The following is a 17,041-nucleotide window of genomic DNA, read 5'->3' as shown; positions in this document are numbered from 1 at the left end:
CCCCCCCCCCCCCCCCCCCCCCCCCCCCCCCCCCCCCCCCCCCCCCCCCCCGGGGCGGGGCAGCGCGAGGCGGGGCGGAGTCGCGGCGCGCGGTGCAGGGGTACGCGATGTGGCTCAGCCGGCCGCCGGGGCGGTGGGGGCCGTGCCGGCCGGGGCGGGGGGAACGGGGGACTCGGCCACGCGGGCGGCTGGCGGTGCGGCGGGGCCGTACAGCGGAGCGGTAGGGCCAGAGGGCGGGGCGGCAGAGGTGTGCGAGGGGGTCCAGTCGCCGGCCAGGTCGCGGTAGAGGGGGCTGGTGGCGAGGAGTTCGTGGTGGCTGCCGCTCGCCGCGTGCCGTCCGTCCATCACCAGCACCCGGTCGGCCCGGCGGGCGGAGCTGATGCGGTGTGCGATCACGATCAGCGTGCCACCGGGCCGGTCCGCGAACGCCTGCTCCGCACGGGCCTCGGCGGCCGGGTCCAGATGGCAGGTGGCCTCGTCGAGCAGGGCCACCGGGGCCGGCGAGAGGTAGGCGCGGGCCAGCGCGACCTGTTGCCGCTCGCCCGCCGAGAGCGCGGCCGGCCGCACCTCGCCGGCGAGTCCGCCGAGCCGGTCCACGAGCGGTTCGAACCCGAGCGCGGCGACGGCCGCCCACAGTTCGGGTTCGGGCACGGGCCCGGCCCGCAGGTAGCCGAGGTTGTCGGCGACGGTGCCGGTGAACACGTACGCCTCCTGCGGGATCAGCACCCGCGCGGCAGCCCGTTCGGCGGGGCCCTGACCGGCCACCGGGACGCCGTTGAGTTCCACCTCACCCGCGCGCGGCTCCAACAGCCCGGCGATCAGCCCCGCCAATGTCGACTTGCCGATACCACTCGGCCCCACCACGGCGAGCCAACCACCGGCCGGCACGTCCAGGTCGAGACCGCGGACGACGGGCTCGGCGTGCGCCCCGTACGCGAAGGTGACCCCCCGCAGCGCGACGGCCCCGCGGTCGCCCCGGCGCACGGGGCTGCTCGCCGGCCGGCGCGGGGCGGCCTCCGGCCGGGCACCAGCCGCACCCTCATGGCCGACCGGGGACGCCTGCTGCGGGGCCGGGCCCCCCCCCGCCGGGGCGACTGCGGGGTCTGGGGCCGCTGGCGACTTCGGGCCCGGGTCCGAGTCCGAGTCCGTGAGGCGGCGGATGACGACGGCCAGCCGGGAGCCGCTCAGGCCCACGCCCTGGATGAGGGCCTGGAGCGCGGGCAGCAGCGACTGGGTGAGGTAGGTGAGGGCGCCGACCAGCGCTCCCGCCGTGACGCCCCGGTCCAGCAGCCAGGGCGTGGCGATCAGCAGCAGGACCACCGGGAGCCGCCCGCCGATGCCGAGCGCCGCTTCCCTGACCATCCCCCACCTGGCCAGCGAGCACGCGGCGGCGGCCTCGGCCGCGATCCGCACCTCGGCCTCGGCCGCCACCCTCTCCTCGGCTCCGGCCGCGGTGATGTCCCGCAGTCCGGCGGCGGCCCGGCCGAGTTCCGCCGCGATCGCCTCGTCGGCGACGAGGAAGGTCTCCTGCCGACGGGCCATCGGGCGCAGCGAGGCGAGGAACAGCGCCAGCCCCAACAGCAGCGGCGGCAGTACGACCAGCAGCAGCACCGGGGCCAGCGAGAACAGGCCGACCAGTGCGCCGGCCGCGACGAACACGAACGAGCGGGCGACCATGACCAGCCCGGCGGAGGTCTCCCTGGCGATCTCGACCTGGTGGGTGAGGCGCGAGACGGCGGCGCTCTCGCCGGCGCCAGCGCCCCCGCCCACCGCGTCCCGCACCGCACGGTCGACCACCCGCCGCGCGAGCCCGTCCCGCAGCGGCTCCACGAGCGCGGCCACCTCGCGGTAGACCCGCCCGGTCCCGTACGCGCCGACGACGACGGCGAGCGCGGCCAGCGCCAGCCACCCGAGGCCGGTGCCGCGCTCCCCCGCGAGGAAACCGTCGTCCAACGCGCGGGCCAGCGCATAGCCGGTGAGGAACGTCTGCCCGGCCTCCAACACCGACCAGCCAGCCAACCGCCCGAGCACCCGCCACCGCCGCCCCAGGAAGCGCGCCCCCGCCGCGTACGGCCGGAAGGTGCAGCTGCTGCTGGTGCCGGTGCTGGTGGCAGCGCTGGTGGAAGTGCCGGCCCCCGTGCTCCCCCTCGCCCCTGCCCCCGCGCCCGTACGCGTACTGCTGCCGTCGGGCGCGTCGTGGTCGCCTACCGGTGGCGCGGTGTCCCGGGGGCGGGGCGGCGGGGTGCGGTCCGGGTCCGGTCGCGTCCCGTCAGCCATCGGCTGCCCCCTCCGGTCGGGTGTCGGTGCGCGCCCCGGCGGACGCCCGGTCCGGCTCTGGCGCGGCGTCGAAGGCCGCGCGGTAGTCGGCGTGTTGCCACAGTTCGTGGTGCGGGGCGAGGGCGCGGAGCGTGCCGTCGGCGAGCCAGGCCACCAGGTCGGCGCGGGCGGCGGTGCTGGCGCGGTGCGCGACGATCAGGCACGTACGGCGGTTTCGCTGTTCCAACAGGGCCGTGCCGACCTGGCGTTCGGTGACCATGTCCAGGCTTGAGGTCGCGTCGTCCAGGATGAGCAGCCGGCCCGGGTGGGCGAACGCCCTGGCCAGGCCGAGGCGTTGGACCTCGCCGCCGGAGAGCGGGGCGTCCGCGCACGGGGTCGCGTACCCGTCCGGCAGCAACCGGATGAAGTCGTCCGCGCGGGCCGCGCGGGCCGCGGCGGCGACCTCGTCCGGCGACGGTGCGGCCGGGCCGAAGGCGATGGTGCCGCCGACGGTGTCGCCGAGCAGCGCCGGCCGCTGGAAGGCGTAGCCGATCGCGCGGCGCAGCGCCGGGTGGCTGAGTTCGGGCAGGGGCACGCCGTCCAGCAGGACCTGTCCCTCGTCCGGGTCGGTGAGCCGTCCCGCGACGGCGGCGAGCAGCGACTTGCCCGAGCCGGACCGTCCGACGACGGCTACCGCCCGCCCGCCGGGGACGCGCAGCGTGACCCCGCGCAGGACCTGTCGGCCGCCGCGCGCGACGCCGACCCCGCACAGTTCCAACGTGCCGGGGCGGTCCGGTCCCGCGCCATCGCCCGCGTGCGCGCGGGAGGCGGCGTCGGTACGGGGGAGGGTGCGGGTGCCGTAGTCGGGCGGCGCGGGGTGGAGGACCTCGGCCAGCCTGCGGGCCGCGGCGCGGCTGCGGACCAGTGCGTTGATGCGGCCCACGACCATGCCGATGCCGGTGGCCAGGGCGGCGTAGCGGGAGGCGGCGAGGAGGCTGCCGACGCTGAGGCCGCCCGCGGCGAGTCGGACGCCGGCGACCGCGAGGACCAGGATCTGGAGCAGCGGGAGCACGGCCGCGGCCTGCGCGCTCGCCCGGCCCTGGACGCGCCACATGCGGTGGCCGTGCCGGCCGAGTTCGGGCAGACCGGCCAGGATGCGGGCGCGTTCGCGCGCGGCGGTGCCGGCGGCGGCCACCGTACGGGCCCCGTGCAGCGTCTCCACCAGTCGACCGGCGATCTCCCCCTGGCCTCGCTGGTAGCGGGCCACGCTGTCGGAGGTGTCCCGTACGAACGTGCGCAGGAGCACGCCGAGGACCGGCAGGCCGACGAGGAAAGCGAGGGCCAGCCACGGGTCGATGAGGACGAGGGCGACGAGTCCGCCGAGGGGCGTGAGGACGGCGGCGAGGGTCGCGGCGAGCGTGGTCGGGGCGGTGCCGGTGTGGACGGCGTTGCCGACGAGCCGGGACACCAGGTCGCCGTGGGCGAGCCCGTCGCGCCGCTCCCCCACGGCGAGTGCGTGGCGCAGCGTGTGGCGCCGGACCCAGGCGGTGGCACGGGCGTTGGTGGCGCCGGTGAGCAGTCCGCTCAGCGCGTCCAGGACGATCAGCAGCCCGGTGAGGGCCACACAGCCGGCGACCCAGCGCCCGGTGGCGGCGCCCCCGTCACCCCCGTCGCCCGCCCCGTCGGCGAGCAGCAGGTCGACCGTGTGCCCGACCGCGGCCGGCAGCGCGAGCCCGGCTCCGGCGGCGAGGGTGCTCACCAGGCCGAGCGCGAGGGACCGGCCCGCGGTGTGCCGCAGCACGTCCCGCAGCAGCCGGTCGGCGATCCGTACGGTCTGCGGATCGGCCGCGGGTTCGGCGGACGCGGCCGGGGCGGATTCGGTAGCCGGGGCGGCGTCGGGGGCCGGGGCGGGAGTGGACGAAGAGACGGAGGTGGCGGCAGCGGTGGGGGTGGGGCCCGGGGTGGTGGGGTGGTGGTCGGCGGTGGAGGCCATGTGCGGCGGTTCCTTCGCGGTGGGTGGGACGGCGGTCCCGGGCAGGGGCCACTCTGCCCGGGACCGCGTCCTGATCGACCGTTAGCGAACCGGCCGACCCTCGGTGTTCACCATCCGTGCGCAGCGCCCGCCGTGCAGCGGGGCGCGGTGGCTCAGAGGCAGAGGAGCAGGCTGACGTTGCTGTCGCAGAGCAGCAGGCTCGCGGTGCTCTCGTCGCCGCCGTGGCCGGAGAGGACGTCGTCGGACTCCAGCATCTGAAGGTCGAGAAGCGACATGGTGTCTTCCTTTCGTAGGCCCGCCCGAAGGGCGGTGGTGACGGTTGTGCATACGGCCCCCCGACGGGGGACCGGCTCTAGGGCCGCCGGAGCGGCGGGAGGAAGGGCAGTGCGGCGGGCTCGGGGTGCAGCGCCGCGCCGAGCGCGAGCAGGCACCCCGCTCCCCCGGTGCCGAGGTCCATGGAGAGGCGCATCATCTGGTCGCCCGGGAAGGCGAGCTGCCCGCGGTACGGCATCGCGTACCAGCTCAACTCGGCTATTTGGTCAGCCAGTTGACGCCCGAAGGGGCGTTGAGCACGGCCGGTGGGCGGCGCGGCGGGCTGTGGTGCGGCGCCGTCGGGCCGTGCCGCGCCGGGGGCCGGGTCGGCGGCCTGTTCGGCGTACGGAGCGTGGGCGGCGCCGGCCGCGGTGCGGCTGAGGTGCACGATCATGCCGGCGCGGCCGTTGAAGAGCCCGGGCTGTGCGTAGTACCGCATCTGCGCCGCGGGCGCGATGGCGTCCCTGGCCTGCCGTAGCCGTTCGTCGTCGCGGTGCGCCAGGAAGCTGTCGAGCACCATGCCGATGCCCACGCTGCCCGCGCCCAGGTAGGGCATGGTGCGGATGCGTTCGTCGACGACCAGGGTGCCGTGCCGGTCGGTCACGCACCGGTCCAGGTCCCGGCGCAGCGCGCGCTCCGCGAGGTCCAACAGGGCCGGGTCGCCGCGGTGTTCGTACAGCCGCAGGAAGAGCAGGGCCGGGCCCGACGCGCCGTAGAGCAGCCCGGCGCGACCGCGGGGGCGGCCGGCCGCGCCCGCCTGCCCGCCGCCGTCCGCGGCCTCGGCCGTGTCCGGCGTCGGCTCGTACTGCCTGGCGAGGAGTTCGGCGGCTTCCAGCGCCCGGTCGTGCAGGGTGCTCTCGCCGGTGGAGCGGGCCAGCGCGTCCAGTGCGAGGCCGACGCCGGCGACGCCGCCGTACAGGTCGGGCACCAGGCGTTGCCAGTTCTCGTCCAGGACGCGGCCGGCGAGTTCGACCGCGCGGTCGCGGTGACCGAGCCGGTCCAGTACGTACGCGACGCCCATCAGCCCGTCGTAGAAGCCGAGCGGGGTGCCCGGCGGGGGCGGGTCGGTGTGGGTGAGGAGCCACTGTTCGCCGTCGGGGTAGCGGGCGGCGCCCACCTGGTCCATGGCGTAGAGCACGCCGGCCGCCCCGTGGGCGACGCCGAGTCCACCGCCGTCGCCGAACTGCGCGACGTCGCCGGGGAAGAGCCGGTCGGCGCGGTCGGGGCTGGCCGAGGCGAGCATCGCGGCCACGATCGAGTCCCGGCTGCGCGGCCAGTCGGCCGGCTCGACCGGCAGGTACCCGCGGCGCTCCGGGCCGGGGGCCGCCGGCGCGTTCGTGGTCGGCACGGCGTCGCCCCGTACGGCGGTTTCGCCACCTACGGCAGCGTCGTCTCGTACGACGGCGTCGCTCCGTACGACGGTGAGCCGTACGGCGTCGGGAGGCGCGGCCCCGGAAGCCGCCTCGGCAGATGCTCCCGCGGAAGGTGCCGCCTCGGCGTCGGTGCCCCCGATCACCGCGACCGCTTCCGCGAGGAAGGCTGCCGGGACCGGGAACCGGTCGGCGATGATCTCGGCCAGGTGCGCCGCCTTGCCGCGGTCCAGTACGAACAGCGTGGTCATCGGCACGAAGAGGGCCAGCCGCAGACAGGCGAGCGCGTAGTGGTCGACGGCGAAGCCGCGGCGGTCGGTCGGGGCCATGAAGCCGGGGTGGGCCAGCGACTGGCGCCGCCCCTCGTCGATGTGGGCGGCGGCCTCGAAGTCGATGAGCCGCACCGTCTCGTCGTCGGGCGCGACCATGATGTTGAACATGTGCAGGTCGTTGAAGACCACGCCCCGGCCGTGCACGGCGGCCACGGCCGCCTCCACCGCCGCGTGCACCCGCAGCGCCCAGGCCGTGTAGTCGGCGACGGCCGCCGGGTCGGGGTCGGCCGCGAGCAGTGGGTGGCGCTGGGCGAAGAAGGAGTTCAGCGGCCGGCCCGGTACGAAGTCCATGACCAGGAAGCGGTGGTCGCCGAGTTCGAACCAGTCCCGCACGCCGGGCGCCACGCCGAGGCCGGTCAGCCGCTCCAGGGCGGTCTTCTCGCGTTCGAGCCGCTGCACGGCGTCCGCCCCGTCGGCGGCGAGCCCCGCGAAGGGCCTGGCCTCCTTGAGCACCACCTGCTCGCCGGTGCGGGTGTCGGTCCCCGCGTACACCCCGCCGCCGTTGGAGAAGTGCAGCGCCCGTTCGATGCGGTACGGCAGGTCGGCCGTGGTCGTCGCGTTGCGCGCCGCGAGGTGCGGGGCGAGGAACTCCGGCAGCCGCACCCACGGCGGGGTGTGGAAGGCGGGGTCGCGGCGGTCCGGCACCAACTGCCCCGTCGTGGGGTCCTCGATGGCCGGCACCAGCGCGCCCGCGTCGTCCACGCAGTACCGCGGGGCGAAACCGCCGTACCGCACGTACAGCGGGCCCTCCCCCCAGCGCAGGTCGCTGAGGACGTACGGGCCGGGCTCGCCCTCCAGGAGTTCGCCCAACGCGGTGAGGGTGGCGTGCAGTTCGGCCTCATCGAGCGGGTAGAGGGTGAAGAACTTCCCGCTGGAGCCGCGGCCCGCGTACTTGGAGTTCCGCAGGTGGAGTGCGCTCGGCCCGGGGATCAGCTTGAACGGGAGCTCCTTGGCCACGCAGTAGTCCCAGACCTTGGCCGCGGTCTTGTCCGCGTTGTCCAGACAGGCCGAGACGTGGATCTTCCAGCCCTGCAAGGGCCGTTCGACGCGCGGCGCCCCGGCCGCGTCCACCGGGTGGTAGTGCAACCAGTCGCCGACGAGCTGCCGTCGCCAGCCCTCGGGGGCGGGGCGCTGCGCGGCCTCGAAGAGGGTGCCGCGCGCGGGGCGCGGCGGGCGCGGGGCGCCGTCGGTGCCGGCTGCGGCTCCCGCTTCGACTCCTGCTGCGGCTCCGGTGCCGGCTTCCGTCGCGGCGTCCGGCGCCGTCGGCAGCGCTTCCGGCTGCCCGTCGGCCGCCTGCGCTTCGGGGGTTTGCTCCTGCGCACGGGTGAAGCGATCCGGGGTCTCGTAGAAGAACCTGTCGGCCAGGCAATAGACCTCGTACCGCTTGTCCATAGCGCTCCCTCTCTGCGGCGATGACTTGAGCGTCGCACCCACCCCGGGGCTGCGGACAGTCACATTCGTCACGAGACGGCTATGCAGAACGCATGAGTAACTTAGTGCCGCGGGCGGGGAATCGCCGTACGGAAGCGGTACGGGGTGGCGCCTGCGGAGCGGTGTGACGGGGCGCCTGCGGAGCGGTGCCGGGAGGGGCTTCGGCACGGTGGCGGGAGGGGCGAGCGCCGGCCCCCGGCGCGGTGCCGGGTGAGGTTCTCAGCGCGGTGGCGAGCCGCTTCAAAGCCCGGCGGCGGGTGCCGACTTGGCGCGGGTGGCGGTGGGGAGCGGGGCCCCGGGCGCGGGGTGGTGGGCGCGCCCGGGGCCGGCCGGCGCGGTCAGTCCGCGGGCGGGAAGACGGGTTCGCCGCCGGGGGCGAGGCGCAACGCGATGGCCTCAACGGGACAGCTCTCGGCGGCCTCCAGCACGCCGTCGGACGCGACGGCCTCGGCCGCGACGGGCTCGGCCCGGCGCCCCGCGCCCATCCGGAACGCCTCCGGCACGCTGCCCGCACACAGCCCCGATCCGATGCACGCACCCTGATCGACCTCGATGTGCCAACGCTCTGCCATGCGACCTCACCTTCCGCAGGTGCCCCGGGGGCACGTGGACCGTCCCCGCGCACGATAGGCCCGCCGCCCTTCGCCCCAACTCCCGCCCCCCGCAAGGCGGCTGGCCGCGCCGCCGCACCCGCCGCGGCATCGCCCCCGCCCTGCCGTGTCGCCGCCACCACGCCGCCACGCCGAAACACCCGAGGCGGCTCCGTACGGCCCCGCACCGCTCCGTACCGAGCGCACGCGACCTCGCGCACGTCCGTGCGCACGTACCGGCACGACTGCGACCCCGTCCCACACCGCGCCGCCCCCAGCCCCCACCCCGCCCCGTACGCCATCCCGCGCCCCGCCCCGTACGCCCCAGGTCGCCAACCTCAGCCTCGCTCCGCACGCCCCCCACACCCCGGGCCGCCACCCCGCCCGGCAGCCACTCCCGACCCGCCCAGTGACCACCCCCATCCGGCGCAAGCCCCTCGGACAGGGGCCGAGGCCGGGGCGTCGACCTGCGGATTTTTACGCATCGTGATGACTTGCAAAGTCTCCGTGACGTCTTTAGCGTGCTTGATGGCAGTTAGGGAGATTTTCATCTGATCTGTCCTTATTGCTGCTGGGGTGCCCACCGGGGTGCCGGCGAGTGATCGCCGGCACCGTCCGGCCGCGCCACAGCCCCCACTCACCGCACGCTTCCCCGAAGATCCGGCGCTCCCCACCGCGGGGTGGCGCTCCCCACATCTCTGGAGACACAGATGTTCTTGCAGTCCACCGTCAGCAAACTCGCCCTCACCGCGGCGACGGGCGCGCTCGCGCTCGCCACCGCCGCCACCCCGGCCCTGGCGACCTCCACCCCCACCTCCCCGGAGGCCTCGCAGAGCGTCGCCAAGGACCGGGCGCACTACAAGGGCCGGGTCATCGCGAAGACGGGCCTGCTGGTCCGGACCGGCCCGAGCCAGAAGCACAAGGTCGTGGGCGCGCTGCCGTACGGCACGATCGTCAACATCGTGTGCAAGGTGAACGGCCAGAACATCGACGGCAACCCGCGCTGGTACCTGCTGGACACCGGCAAGTGGGCCTGGGGCGCCGCGCGTTACATCGAGAACATCGGCAAGGCCCCGCACTGGTGCTGACCCGACGCCCGGCCCGGCCGGAGCGATGAGCCGTCGGCCTTCACCGTCCCCCAGGACGGTGGGGGCCGACGCGCTGGTGCGGTGCCCCTGGTCACGGGCGGGAAACGGCCGGGGAGCGGGCCGCGGGGGTCGCGCGGGCGGCGGATAAGCTGTCGCGGACAACTGCATCCTGCCCCGGGGCGGGGAAAGCCGGTGCGAGGCCGGCGCTGACCCGCAACCGTGAGCGCGGCGCACCCCGGCGCCGCCGCGCGAGCCGGACCACCCGTTCCCGAGGCGACAAGGCTCCCGGAGCCGGTCGCGCCCCGTGCGGGCGAGGTCCGGTCGCCGGCACCCGTCGTGGTTTGCGGAGCTGAGCCCGGTGCTGCCGCGTGCGCGGTGGGCGGCGTGCGCGGCTGCGTGCCCGCGGCGACCGACGCCGTGGTGACCGACACCGCGGCGCTATCCACCGAGAGGCACCGACCATGGCCCCCTCCTTCGCCCTCCCCGTGCGCCGCGGCGCCACGGCGCTGGCCTGCGCCGCCGTCCTGGGCGCGGCGGTAGCGCCCGCCGCGCGCGCCGACGAGTCGCCGGCCCCGCAGCAGTCGGGGTCCGCGCCGGCCCCCACCGCCGGCAAGCACACGGGGCTGTACGGGACGAAGGACCCCAAGTTCGACGGGGTGTGGCGGACCTCGCTCGCCTTCCTCGCGCAGAACGCGGCGGGCGTCACCCCGGCCCCCGAGGCCATCGACTGGCTGGCCGGCCAGCAGTGCGCCGACGGCGGCTTCGCCACCTACCGGGCGGACGTGAAGAGCCCGTGCGACCCGAAGAAGGGCGAGTTCAGCGACGCGACCGGGGCGGCCGTGCAGGCGCTGGTCACCGTCGGGGGGCGCGGCACCGTGGTCGCCAAGGGCCTGGAGTGGCTGACCAAGCACCAGAACGCGGACGGCGGCTGGGGCATGAACCCCGGTTCGCCCACCGACCCCAACTCCACGGCCGTGGTCATCGGCGCGTTCGCCGCCGCCGACAAGGAGCCCGGCGAGGTCAAGTCGAAGGACGGCAAGAACCCGTACGACGCGCTGCTGCGCTTCCAGCTCACCTGTGACGCCAAGCAGGCCGAGCGGGGCGCGTTCGGCTACCAGCCGGACAAGGCGGGCAAGCTCGCGCCGAACGCGCTGGCCACCGCCGACGGTGCGCTGGCCGCCCGTGGCGAAGGCTTCCTCGTGGAACCGGTCAAGGCCGCGGACAACGCCGCGCCCAAGGTGCTGGCCTGCGGCGACGGCGCGAAGTCGGCGAAGGAGCAGCAGCGCGGCGACGACGGCCCGGACGAGGCGCCCGACGGCGCGGCCGAGGCCGCCGCCGCGTACCTGGCGACCACGCTCGCCGCGCACGGCCAGCACCTGACGTCCGCACTGCCCGGCGCGAAGCCGCAGCCCGACTTCGGCAGCACCGCCGACGCGGTGATCGCGCTGGCGGCCGGCGACCACCACGCGGCGGCCACCGGCGCGCTCCGCTGGCTCCAGGGCTCCGGCAACGGCGCGCTGGCCTGGGCCAAGGACGACCCGGGCGCGCTGGCCAAGCTGGTGCTCGCCGCCCACGCGGCCGGCGCCGACCCGCGCGACTTCGCCGGCGCCAACCTGGTCGACCAGCTTGGCGCCACCGGCCCCACCCCGAGCGAGGCCCCTGCGGACGCCTCCGCGGCCGAGGACGCCAAGGACGAGAAGGATGACAAGGACGAGAAGGACGACGGCGGCGGCATGGGCGTCTGGTGGGTCGTGGGCGTCGGCCTGGTCGCCGGCGTCGGCATCGGCTTCCTGCTGAGCGGCCGTAAGAAGCAGCAGCTCTGATGCCCGTCGAGCGTGCGCGGGCGGCCGGCGGCGGTGCGGGCGCCCGCGAGGCGGTGCCGTCGACCCGCCGGCCGGGGCGCCAGCGGCCCGGGCGCGTACGGACCTCGCGCGTCCGACTCCTCGGCCTGCTGCTCACCACCGTGCTCGCCCCCGCCCTGCTCGGCCTGTGGGCCGCTGCCCCGGCCGCAGCCGACGGCTATCGCTACTGGTCGTTCTGGCAGCGGGACGGCGCCGACTGGACGTACGCGACCGAGGGCCCGGCCACCGCCAGGCCCGGCGACGGGGACACCGTCGGCTTCCGCTTCGCGGTCAGCCGCGACGCCAGGGACGCGGTACGGCCGCGGGGCGCCGCCGACTTCGCCACGATCTGCGCCGACGAGCCGGCCGGGGGCGACGGCAAGCGGGTCGCGGTGGTCCTTGACTTCGGCACCGCCCAGGACGCCCCGGTCGGCGAGCGCCCGCCGCGGCCCCGTACCGCCTGTGCCCGCATCGCCGGCGACGGCACCGCTGCGGACGCGTTGGCGCGGGTGGCGAAGCCGCTGCGGTACGACAGTTCGGCGCTGCTGTGCGCGATCGCCGGCTACCCGAAGTCCGGCTGCGGCGAGCAGGTGCGCGGCGACGGCAACGGCGACGGCCAGGCCGCGTCGGACCGCCCGTCGGACGCCGGCGACGCCTCCAGCGACTCCGCCGGCGGGGGCGACGGGGACGGCGGCGGCCCGTCCGCCGGGCTCATCGGCGGTGGCATCGCCGTCCTCGCGCTGGCCGCCGCCGCGCTGTGGCAGGCGCGCCGCCGGCGCGGATGAGCCCCGGGGACCGATCGTGAGCACCGAAGACCGGCCGGCGCCGCGCGCTGCCCGCCGTCCGACCGCAGGCGCTGGCCCGCGCCGGCGGTCGGCCTGGCGGGCGGTCCGCGCACCCGTCGCCTCCCGGGCCGGCGCGCTGCACGCGGGCGCCTGGTGGGTGTGGGCGCTCGGGCTCGCCGTCGCCGCCTCCCGCACCACCAATCCGCTGCTGCTCGGCCTGTTGGTGGCGGTCGCCGGCTATGTGGTGGCGGTGCGCCGCAGCCAGGCGCCGTGGGCCCGTTCGTACGGCGCCTTCGTCAAGATCGCGCTGGTGGTGATCGGCATCCGGCTGGTCTTCGCGGTCTTCCTCGGCTCACCGATCCCCGGCACCCGCACCCTGTTCACGCTCCCTGAAGTGCCGCTGCCGGAGTGGGCCAAGGGGGTACGGGTCGGCGGGCGGGTGACGGCCGAGGGGCTGGTGTTCGCGCTGTACGACGGGTTGAAGCTGGCCGCCCTGCTGATCTGCGTGGGCGCCGCCAACGCGCTGGCCAACCCGGCCCGGCTGCTGAAGTCGCTGCCGGGGGCGCTGTACGAGGCGGGGGTTGCGGTCGTGGTGGCGATGACGTTCGCCCCGCACCTGGTCGCCGACGTGCAGCGGCTGCGCGCCGCCCGCCGGCTGCGCGGCCGGTCCGACCGCGGACTGCGGGCGCTCCTCCAGGTCGGCCTGCCCGTCCTGGAGGGCGCGTTGGAGCGCTCGGTGGCGCTGGCGGCGGCGATGGACGCGCGCGGGTACGGGCGCACCGCGCAGGTCCCGCCGGCCGTGCGGCACACCACCACGGTGCTGAGCGTCGGCGGCCTGCTGGGCGTCTGCGCCGGCACGTACGGGCTGCTCGCCGCCGACGGGGCCGGCTACGCGCTGCCGCTGCTGATCGGTGGGGTGCTCGCCGCGCTCGGCGGCCTGTGGCTCGGCGGACGCCGCTCGGCCCGCACCCGATACCGGCCCGACCGGTGGGGCGGGCGCGCCTGGCTGGTCGCCGGGTCGGGCGTCGCGGTCGCCGGGCTCACCATCTGGGCCGCCTCGTACGCGCCGGGCGCCCTGCACCCGCCCGCCGTGCCGCTGACCGCGCCCACGCTGCCGCTGTGGCCGGCGCTCTCGGTGCTGGTCGGGCTGGTGCCCGCGTGGGTCGCGCCGGCGCCACCCGACCGGGCGGACGCCGGGCCGCGCCGGAACGCGGCCGAACCCGCAGCCGAGCCCCCGCACCGCGCCGGTCGGCGCCCCGTCCCCCGGGGCGCGTCGCACGGCCCGCTGCCCGCACCGAAGGAGACCGAGCGGTGATCCGCTTCGACCGGGTGTCCGTCCAGTACGACGGCGCCGCCGCACCCGCCCTGCACGGCGTGGACCTGACCGTCGCCGAGGGCGAACTGTGCCTGCTCGTCGGCCCGTCCGGGGTCGGCAAGTCCACCCTGCTCGGCGCCGTGTCGGGCCTGGTGCCGCACTTCAGCGGCGGCACCCTGCACGGCACCGTGACCGTGGCCGGCCGCGACACCCGCACCCACCGGCCGCGGGAACTCGCCGACGTGGTGGGCACCGTGGGCCAGGACCCGCTGGCCCACTTCGTCACCGACACCGTCGAGGACGAGCTCGCCTACGGCATGGAGTCGCTGGGCCTGCCGCCGGAGACGATGCGCCGCCGGGTGGAGGAGACGCTCGACCTGTTGGGCCTGGCGCCGCTGCGGGACCGGCCGATCGCCGAACTGTCCGGCGGCCAGCAGCAGCGGGTGGCCATCGGTTCGGTGCTCACCGCGCACCCGCGGGTGCTGGTCCTGGACGAGCCGACGTCCGCGCTCGACCCGGCCGCCGCCGAAGAGGTGCTGGCCGTGCTGCAACGCCTGGTGCACGACCTGGGCACCACCGTGCTGCTGGCCGAACACCGGCTGGAACGAGTGGTGCAGTACGCGGACCAGGTCGTGCTGCTGCCCGAGCCGGGGGCGGCGCCGGTGGTGGGCGAGCCGGCCGAGGTGATGGCGGTGTCGCCGGTGTACCCGCCGGTGGTGGGGTTGGGGCGGCTGGCCGGCTGGTCACCGCTGCCGCTCTCGGTCCGCGACGCGCGCCGCAAGGCGGGGCCGCTGCGCGAACGGCTGACCGGGGGCGGGGGCGGGGGCACGGGCCGGGCGCCCGGTGCAACGGCCGGCGGCAGTGCCGGCGGGGCGGCCCGCGGGGCGGCTGACGGAGCGGCCGAGGCGCACGCACCGCACCCGGGCGGCGCACCCGTACCGCCCGCACCCGGGCCGCTCGTACCGCCCGCGCCCGGGTCCCTCGTACCGCCGGAGTCCGGGGCCGAGCCCGTCGGTCGGGCCGCTGGCCTGTCCGTGCGCCGGGGCCGGGTCGACGCGCTGCGCGGGGTCGACCTGGCCGTGCGGCCGGGCGAGACGGTGGCGCTGATGGGCCGCAACGGGGCCGGCAAGTCCACGCTGCTGTCGGCGTTCGTGGGCCTGCACGAGCCGGCGGCCGGCACGGTACGCGTCGGCGACGCGGTGCCGCACCGCACCCGACCGGCCGAACTGCTGCGCCGGGTGGGCCTGGTGCCGCAGGAGCCGCGCGACCTGCTGTACGCGGACACGGTAGGGGCCGAGTGCACGGCCGCCGACCAGGACGCGGGCGCCCCGCCCGGCACCTGTCGGGCCCTGGTGGGCGAGCTGCTGCCGGGCGTCGCCGACCAGACCCATCCGCGCGACCTGTCCGAGGGGCAGCGGCTCGCGCTCGCCCTGGCCGTGATCCTCACCGCGGGCCCGCCGCTGATCCTGCTCGACGAGCCGACCCGCGGCCTGGACTACGCGGCCAAGGCCCGCCTGGTACGGGTGCTCCGCGCGCTGGCGGCCGACGGCCACGCGATCGTGCTGGCCACGCACGATGTGGAGCTGGCGGCCGAACTGGCGCACCGAGTGGTGATCCTCGCCGACGGCGAAGTGGTGGCCGACGGCCCGACCGCCGAGGTCGTCGTCTCCTCCCCGGCCTTCGCCCCCCAGGTCGCCAAGGTCCTCGCCCCACTCCCCTGGCTGACCGTCCCGCAGGTGGCGCACGCCCTGGGGGACCCCGCATGACGGGGCGGTACGGGACGGCTGCGGGCGATGGCCCCCAGGGGCGCGGCGACGGGGACGACGCCAACGGCGCGGCTGACCGGTCCGAGCGGCCGGGGGCACCGGAGCGGCCCCGAGCCGTCCAGCGGCAAGCGCGGCCGATCCGGCTCGGGCCCCGTTCGGTGGCCGCGCTGGTGCTGGTCAGTGCGGTCGGGGTGGCCGCGTTCGGCTGGCCGCTGCTGGCCGACTCCGAGTCCGGGCTCGCCCACTCGCGGGACGCGCCGTGGCTGTTCGCCGCGCTGCTGCCGCTGCTGCTGGCCGTGGTGGTGGCCACGATCGCCGACACCGGCATGGACGCCAAGGCGATCGCGATGCTCGGGGTGCTGGCCGCGGCCGGCGCCGCGCTGCGCCCGCTGGGCGCCGGCACCGCGGGCATCGAGCCGATGTTCTTCCTGATGGTGCTCTCGGGCCGGGTGCTCGGGCCCGGCTTCGGGTTCGTGCTCGGTGCGGTGGCCATGTTCGCCTCGGCGCTGCTGACCGGCGGCGTCGGCCCGTGGATGCCGTTCCAGATGCTGTCGATGGGCTGGGTCACGATGGGCGCCGGGCTGCTGCCGGGCCCGCACCGGCTGCGCGGCCGGGCCGAACTGTGGCTGCTGGCCGGCTACGGGGCGGTGGCCTCCGCGCTGTACGGGCTGGTGATGAACCTCCAGGGCTGGCCGTACATCGGCGGCCTCGGCTCCAGCATCTCCTTCGTGCCGGGCGACCCGCTGCCCGAGAACCTGTCCCGCTTCCTCGCGTACCACCTGGCCACCTCGCTCGGCTGGGACCTGCCGCGCGCCGTCCTCACGGTCGTCCTGGTCCTCACCCTGGGCGGCACCGTCCTGGCGGCCCTGCGCCGCGCCACCCGGCGCGCCGCCTTTGACGCACCGGTGGCCTTCCAGCCGCACGAGCCGGCGCCGTAGCGGGTCGCCCGGGCGGGGCAGCTTCGGGTGCGGGGCCGGCCGGGCGGGGCACCAGGCGCGGTTCTCGGCCCGGGCCGCCGGGCAACCGCCGGCCCGATGCGAACGCGCCAGCCCTGCGGCGAACGCGCCAGCCCTGCGGCGAACGGGTCAGCCGGGGCGAACGCGCCAGCCCCCACCGCATCAGTCCAGGTCGAAGGAGAGTTCCGGCCGGTCCCAGCGGACGGCCGGTGGGTTGGCGCGGCGAGTGCCGGTGCGGCGGGCGCCGACGCTGCGGTAGAAGCCCTCGGCCGGCGGGTGCGCGACGACCTGGACGCTGGTCAGGCCGTACGACCTGGCCTCCGCCTTCATGTGCTCGGCCAGCCGGCGGCCGATGCCGAGGCCCTGCGCCCCGTCGGCCACGAACATCAGGTCGAGCTCGGGCGGGTCCAGGACCAGGGCGTAGAAACCGAGCAGCCGGTCCGTACCGTCCACGGCGACGAAGACCCGGTGCGCCGCGATGTAGTCGGCGCCCACCCGGTAGCCCTCGACCATGGCCGCGTACTCCCCCCGGTACGCGCCGGACCGTCGCACCAGCCTCGTCAGCCGTCTGGCGTCACTCGCCGTGGCGCGTTCGATCCTGATGTCGCTCACCCGCATGGCCCCACTCCCGCTCGTCCCGGCCCACCCGGGCCTCCCGCCGGCCGACGGGAGACCGGTGGCCCCGCGGTCGGGGGCGCAACACCGGCAAGGCAATGCCTCGATCGACTCGCAGCGTATGCCGAGCGGGGACCGGCCTCGCACCGGGGGTGGGCGGGCTGCCGCGGCCCGCGGACCACCGGGTACGTGCCCCGCGGCGGGCGGCGGCGGGGCAGCGGGCCGGCAACTGGGTGCGGCCCGGACGGGTGCGAGGGAGAGCAGCACGGCCGCGCACGCCCCGGCCGCTCCTCCCCGGGCCCGCGCTGGCGAGCGTCCCGCCAGCCCCGGCCGGCACCGCGCGGGGTGGCGCCGATGGGGCCATCGAGGTGAAAGTGGGGGGGGGGGGGGG

The 17,041-nt window shown here is 76.8% G+C and carries 12 protein-coding genes and 1 riboswitch; of the genes, 6 read left to right on the top strand and 6 right to left on the bottom strand.

What is annotated here, in order from left to right:
* Positions 1–114: 114 nt before the first annotated feature.
* The 5 genes from ACMA1D_RS03960 to ACMA1D_RS03940 all read right to left on the bottom strand — a co-directional run bounded on the left by ACMA1D_RS03960 (position 115) and on the right by ACMA1D_RS03940 (position 8,266).
* Positions 115–2,277 (bottom strand): ATP-binding cassette domain-containing protein, encoded by a 2,163-nt coding sequence (locus ACMA1D_RS03960; RefSeq protein WP_414722440.1) that lies wholly within the window; start codon positions 2,275–2,277, stop codon positions 115–117.
* The gene (locus tag ACMA1D_RS03955; RefSeq protein ID WP_414722439.1) at positions 2,270–4,249 is read right to left on the bottom strand and encodes an ABC transporter ATP-binding protein; all 1,980 of its coding nucleotides are present in this window, start codon (positions 4,247–4,249) and stop codon (positions 2,270–2,272) included. Before ACMA1D_RS03955 ends, ACMA1D_RS03960 begins: the two co-directional genes overlap by 8 nt.
* Positions 4,250–4,401: 152 nt before the next feature.
* Positions 4,402–4,524 (bottom strand): SapB/AmfS family lanthipeptide, encoded by a 123-nt coding sequence (locus ACMA1D_RS03950; protein ID WP_349996251.1) that lies wholly within the window; start codon positions 4,522–4,524, stop codon positions 4,402–4,404.
* A 77-nt stretch (positions 4,525–4,601) separates the two neighbouring features.
* Positions 4,602–7,655 (bottom strand): class III lanthionine synthetase LanKC, encoded by a 3,054-nt coding sequence (gene lanKC / locus ACMA1D_RS03945; RefSeq protein WP_414722438.1) that lies wholly within the window; start codon positions 7,653–7,655, stop codon positions 4,602–4,604.
* Positions 7,656–8,032: 377 nt separating this feature from the next.
* On the bottom strand, positions 8,033–8,266 hold the full coding sequence (locus ACMA1D_RS03940) for a ferredoxin (RefSeq protein ID WP_414722437.1): 234 nt from the start codon (positions 8,264–8,266) through the stop codon (positions 8,033–8,035).
* A gap of 728 nt (positions 8,267–8,994) precedes the next feature.
* On the opposite strand from ACMA1D_RS03940, the gene ACMA1D_RS03935 reads away from it, so the two are divergent.
* The 6 genes from ACMA1D_RS03935 to ACMA1D_RS03910 all read left to right on the top strand — a co-directional run bounded on the left by ACMA1D_RS03935 (position 8,995) and on the right by ACMA1D_RS03910 (position 16,017).
* Positions 8,995–9,372 carry an SH3 domain-containing protein gene (locus ACMA1D_RS03935; protein ID WP_414722436.1) on the top strand — a complete coding sequence of 126 codons (378 nt, stop codon included), beginning with the start codon at positions 8,995–8,997 and terminating at the stop codon, positions 9,370–9,372.
* Positions 9,373–9,555: 183 nt separating this feature from the next.
* Positions 9,556–9,635: riboswitch (cobalamin riboswitch) on the top strand.
* A 198-nt stretch (positions 9,636–9,833) separates the two neighbouring features.
* Entirely contained in the window at positions 9,834–11,195 is a 1,362-nt protein-coding gene (locus ACMA1D_RS03930; protein ID WP_414722435.1) for a prenyltransferase/squalene oxidase repeat-containing protein, read from the top strand.
* Positions 11,195–11,998, top strand: a complete 804-nt coding sequence (locus ACMA1D_RS03925; RefSeq protein ID WP_414722434.1) for an SCO2322 family protein — start codon at positions 11,195–11,197, stop codon at positions 11,996–11,998. Before ACMA1D_RS03930 ends, ACMA1D_RS03925 begins: the two co-directional genes overlap by 1 nt.
* A 16-nt stretch (positions 11,999–12,014) precedes the next feature.
* The gene (locus tag ACMA1D_RS03920; protein WP_414722433.1) at positions 12,015–13,313 is read left to right on the top strand and encodes a CbiQ family ECF transporter T component; all 1,299 of its coding nucleotides are present in this window, start codon (positions 12,015–12,017) and stop codon (positions 13,311–13,313) included.
* Complete coding sequence (locus ACMA1D_RS03915) at positions 13,310–15,079, top strand: ABC transporter ATP-binding protein (protein WP_414722432.1); 1,770 nt, start codon at positions 13,310–13,312, stop codon at positions 15,077–15,079. The genes ACMA1D_RS03920 and ACMA1D_RS03915 overlap by 4 nt, the downstream gene beginning before the upstream one ends.
* Entirely contained in the window at positions 15,076–16,017 is a 942-nt protein-coding gene (locus tag ACMA1D_RS03910) for an ECF transporter S component (RefSeq protein ID WP_414722431.1), read from the top strand. The genes ACMA1D_RS03915 and ACMA1D_RS03910 overlap by 4 nt, the downstream gene beginning before the upstream one ends.
* A gap of 180 nt (positions 16,018–16,197) precedes the next feature.
* Here ACMA1D_RS03910 and ACMA1D_RS03905 read toward each other — a convergent pair whose 3' ends face one another.
* Positions 16,198–16,653 (bottom strand): GNAT family N-acetyltransferase, encoded by a 456-nt coding sequence (locus tag ACMA1D_RS03905; protein WP_414722430.1) that lies wholly within the window; start codon positions 16,651–16,653, stop codon positions 16,198–16,200.
* Positions 16,654–17,041: the final 388 nt, after the last annotated feature.

The sequence above is a fragment of the Streptomyces sp. 796.1 genome (genome assembly GCF_047525675.1).
Lineage (GTDB): Bacteria > Actinomycetota > Actinomycetes > Streptomycetales > Streptomycetaceae > Streptomyces.
This window is presented reverse-complemented; position numbering and strand designations above follow the sequence as displayed.

Excerpts from the sequence above, each read along its gene's own strand:
- ACMA1D_RS03960 (WP_414722440.1), bottom strand. The coding sequence starts at position 2,277 with ATGGCTGACGGGACGCGACCGGACCCGGACCGCACCCCGCCGCCCCGC.
- ACMA1D_RS03940 (WP_414722437.1), bottom strand. The coding sequence starts at position 8,266 with ATGGCAGAGCGTTGGCACATCGAGGTCGATCAGGGTGCGTGCATCGGA.
- lanKC (WP_414722438.1), bottom strand. The coding sequence starts at position 7,655 with ATGGACAAGCGGTACGAGGTCTATTGCCTGGCCGACAGGTTCTTCTAC.
- ACMA1D_RS03905 (WP_414722430.1), bottom strand. The coding sequence starts at position 16,653 with ATGCGGGTGAGCGACATCAGGATCGAACGCGCCACGGCGAGTGACGCC.
- ACMA1D_RS03950 (WP_349996251.1), bottom strand. The coding sequence starts at position 4,524 with ATGTCGCTTCTCGACCTTCAGATGCTGGAGTCCGACGACGTCCTCTCC.
- ACMA1D_RS03935 (WP_414722436.1), top strand. The coding sequence starts at position 8,995 with ATGTTCTTGCAGTCCACCGTCAGCAAACTCGCCCTCACCGCGGCGACG.
- ACMA1D_RS03930 (WP_414722435.1), top strand. The coding sequence starts at position 9,834 with ATGGCCCCCTCCTTCGCCCTCCCCGTGCGCCGCGGCGCCACGGCGCTG.
- ACMA1D_RS03925 (WP_414722434.1), top strand. The coding sequence starts at position 11,195 with ATGCCCGTCGAGCGTGCGCGGGCGGCCGGCGGCGGTGCGGGCGCCCGC.
- ACMA1D_RS03955 (WP_414722439.1), bottom strand. The coding sequence starts at position 4,249 with ATGGCCTCCACCGCCGACCACCACCCCACCACCCCGGGCCCCACCCCC.
- ACMA1D_RS03910 (WP_414722431.1), top strand. The coding sequence starts at position 15,076 with ATGACGGGGCGGTACGGGACGGCTGCGGGCGATGGCCCCCAGGGGCGC.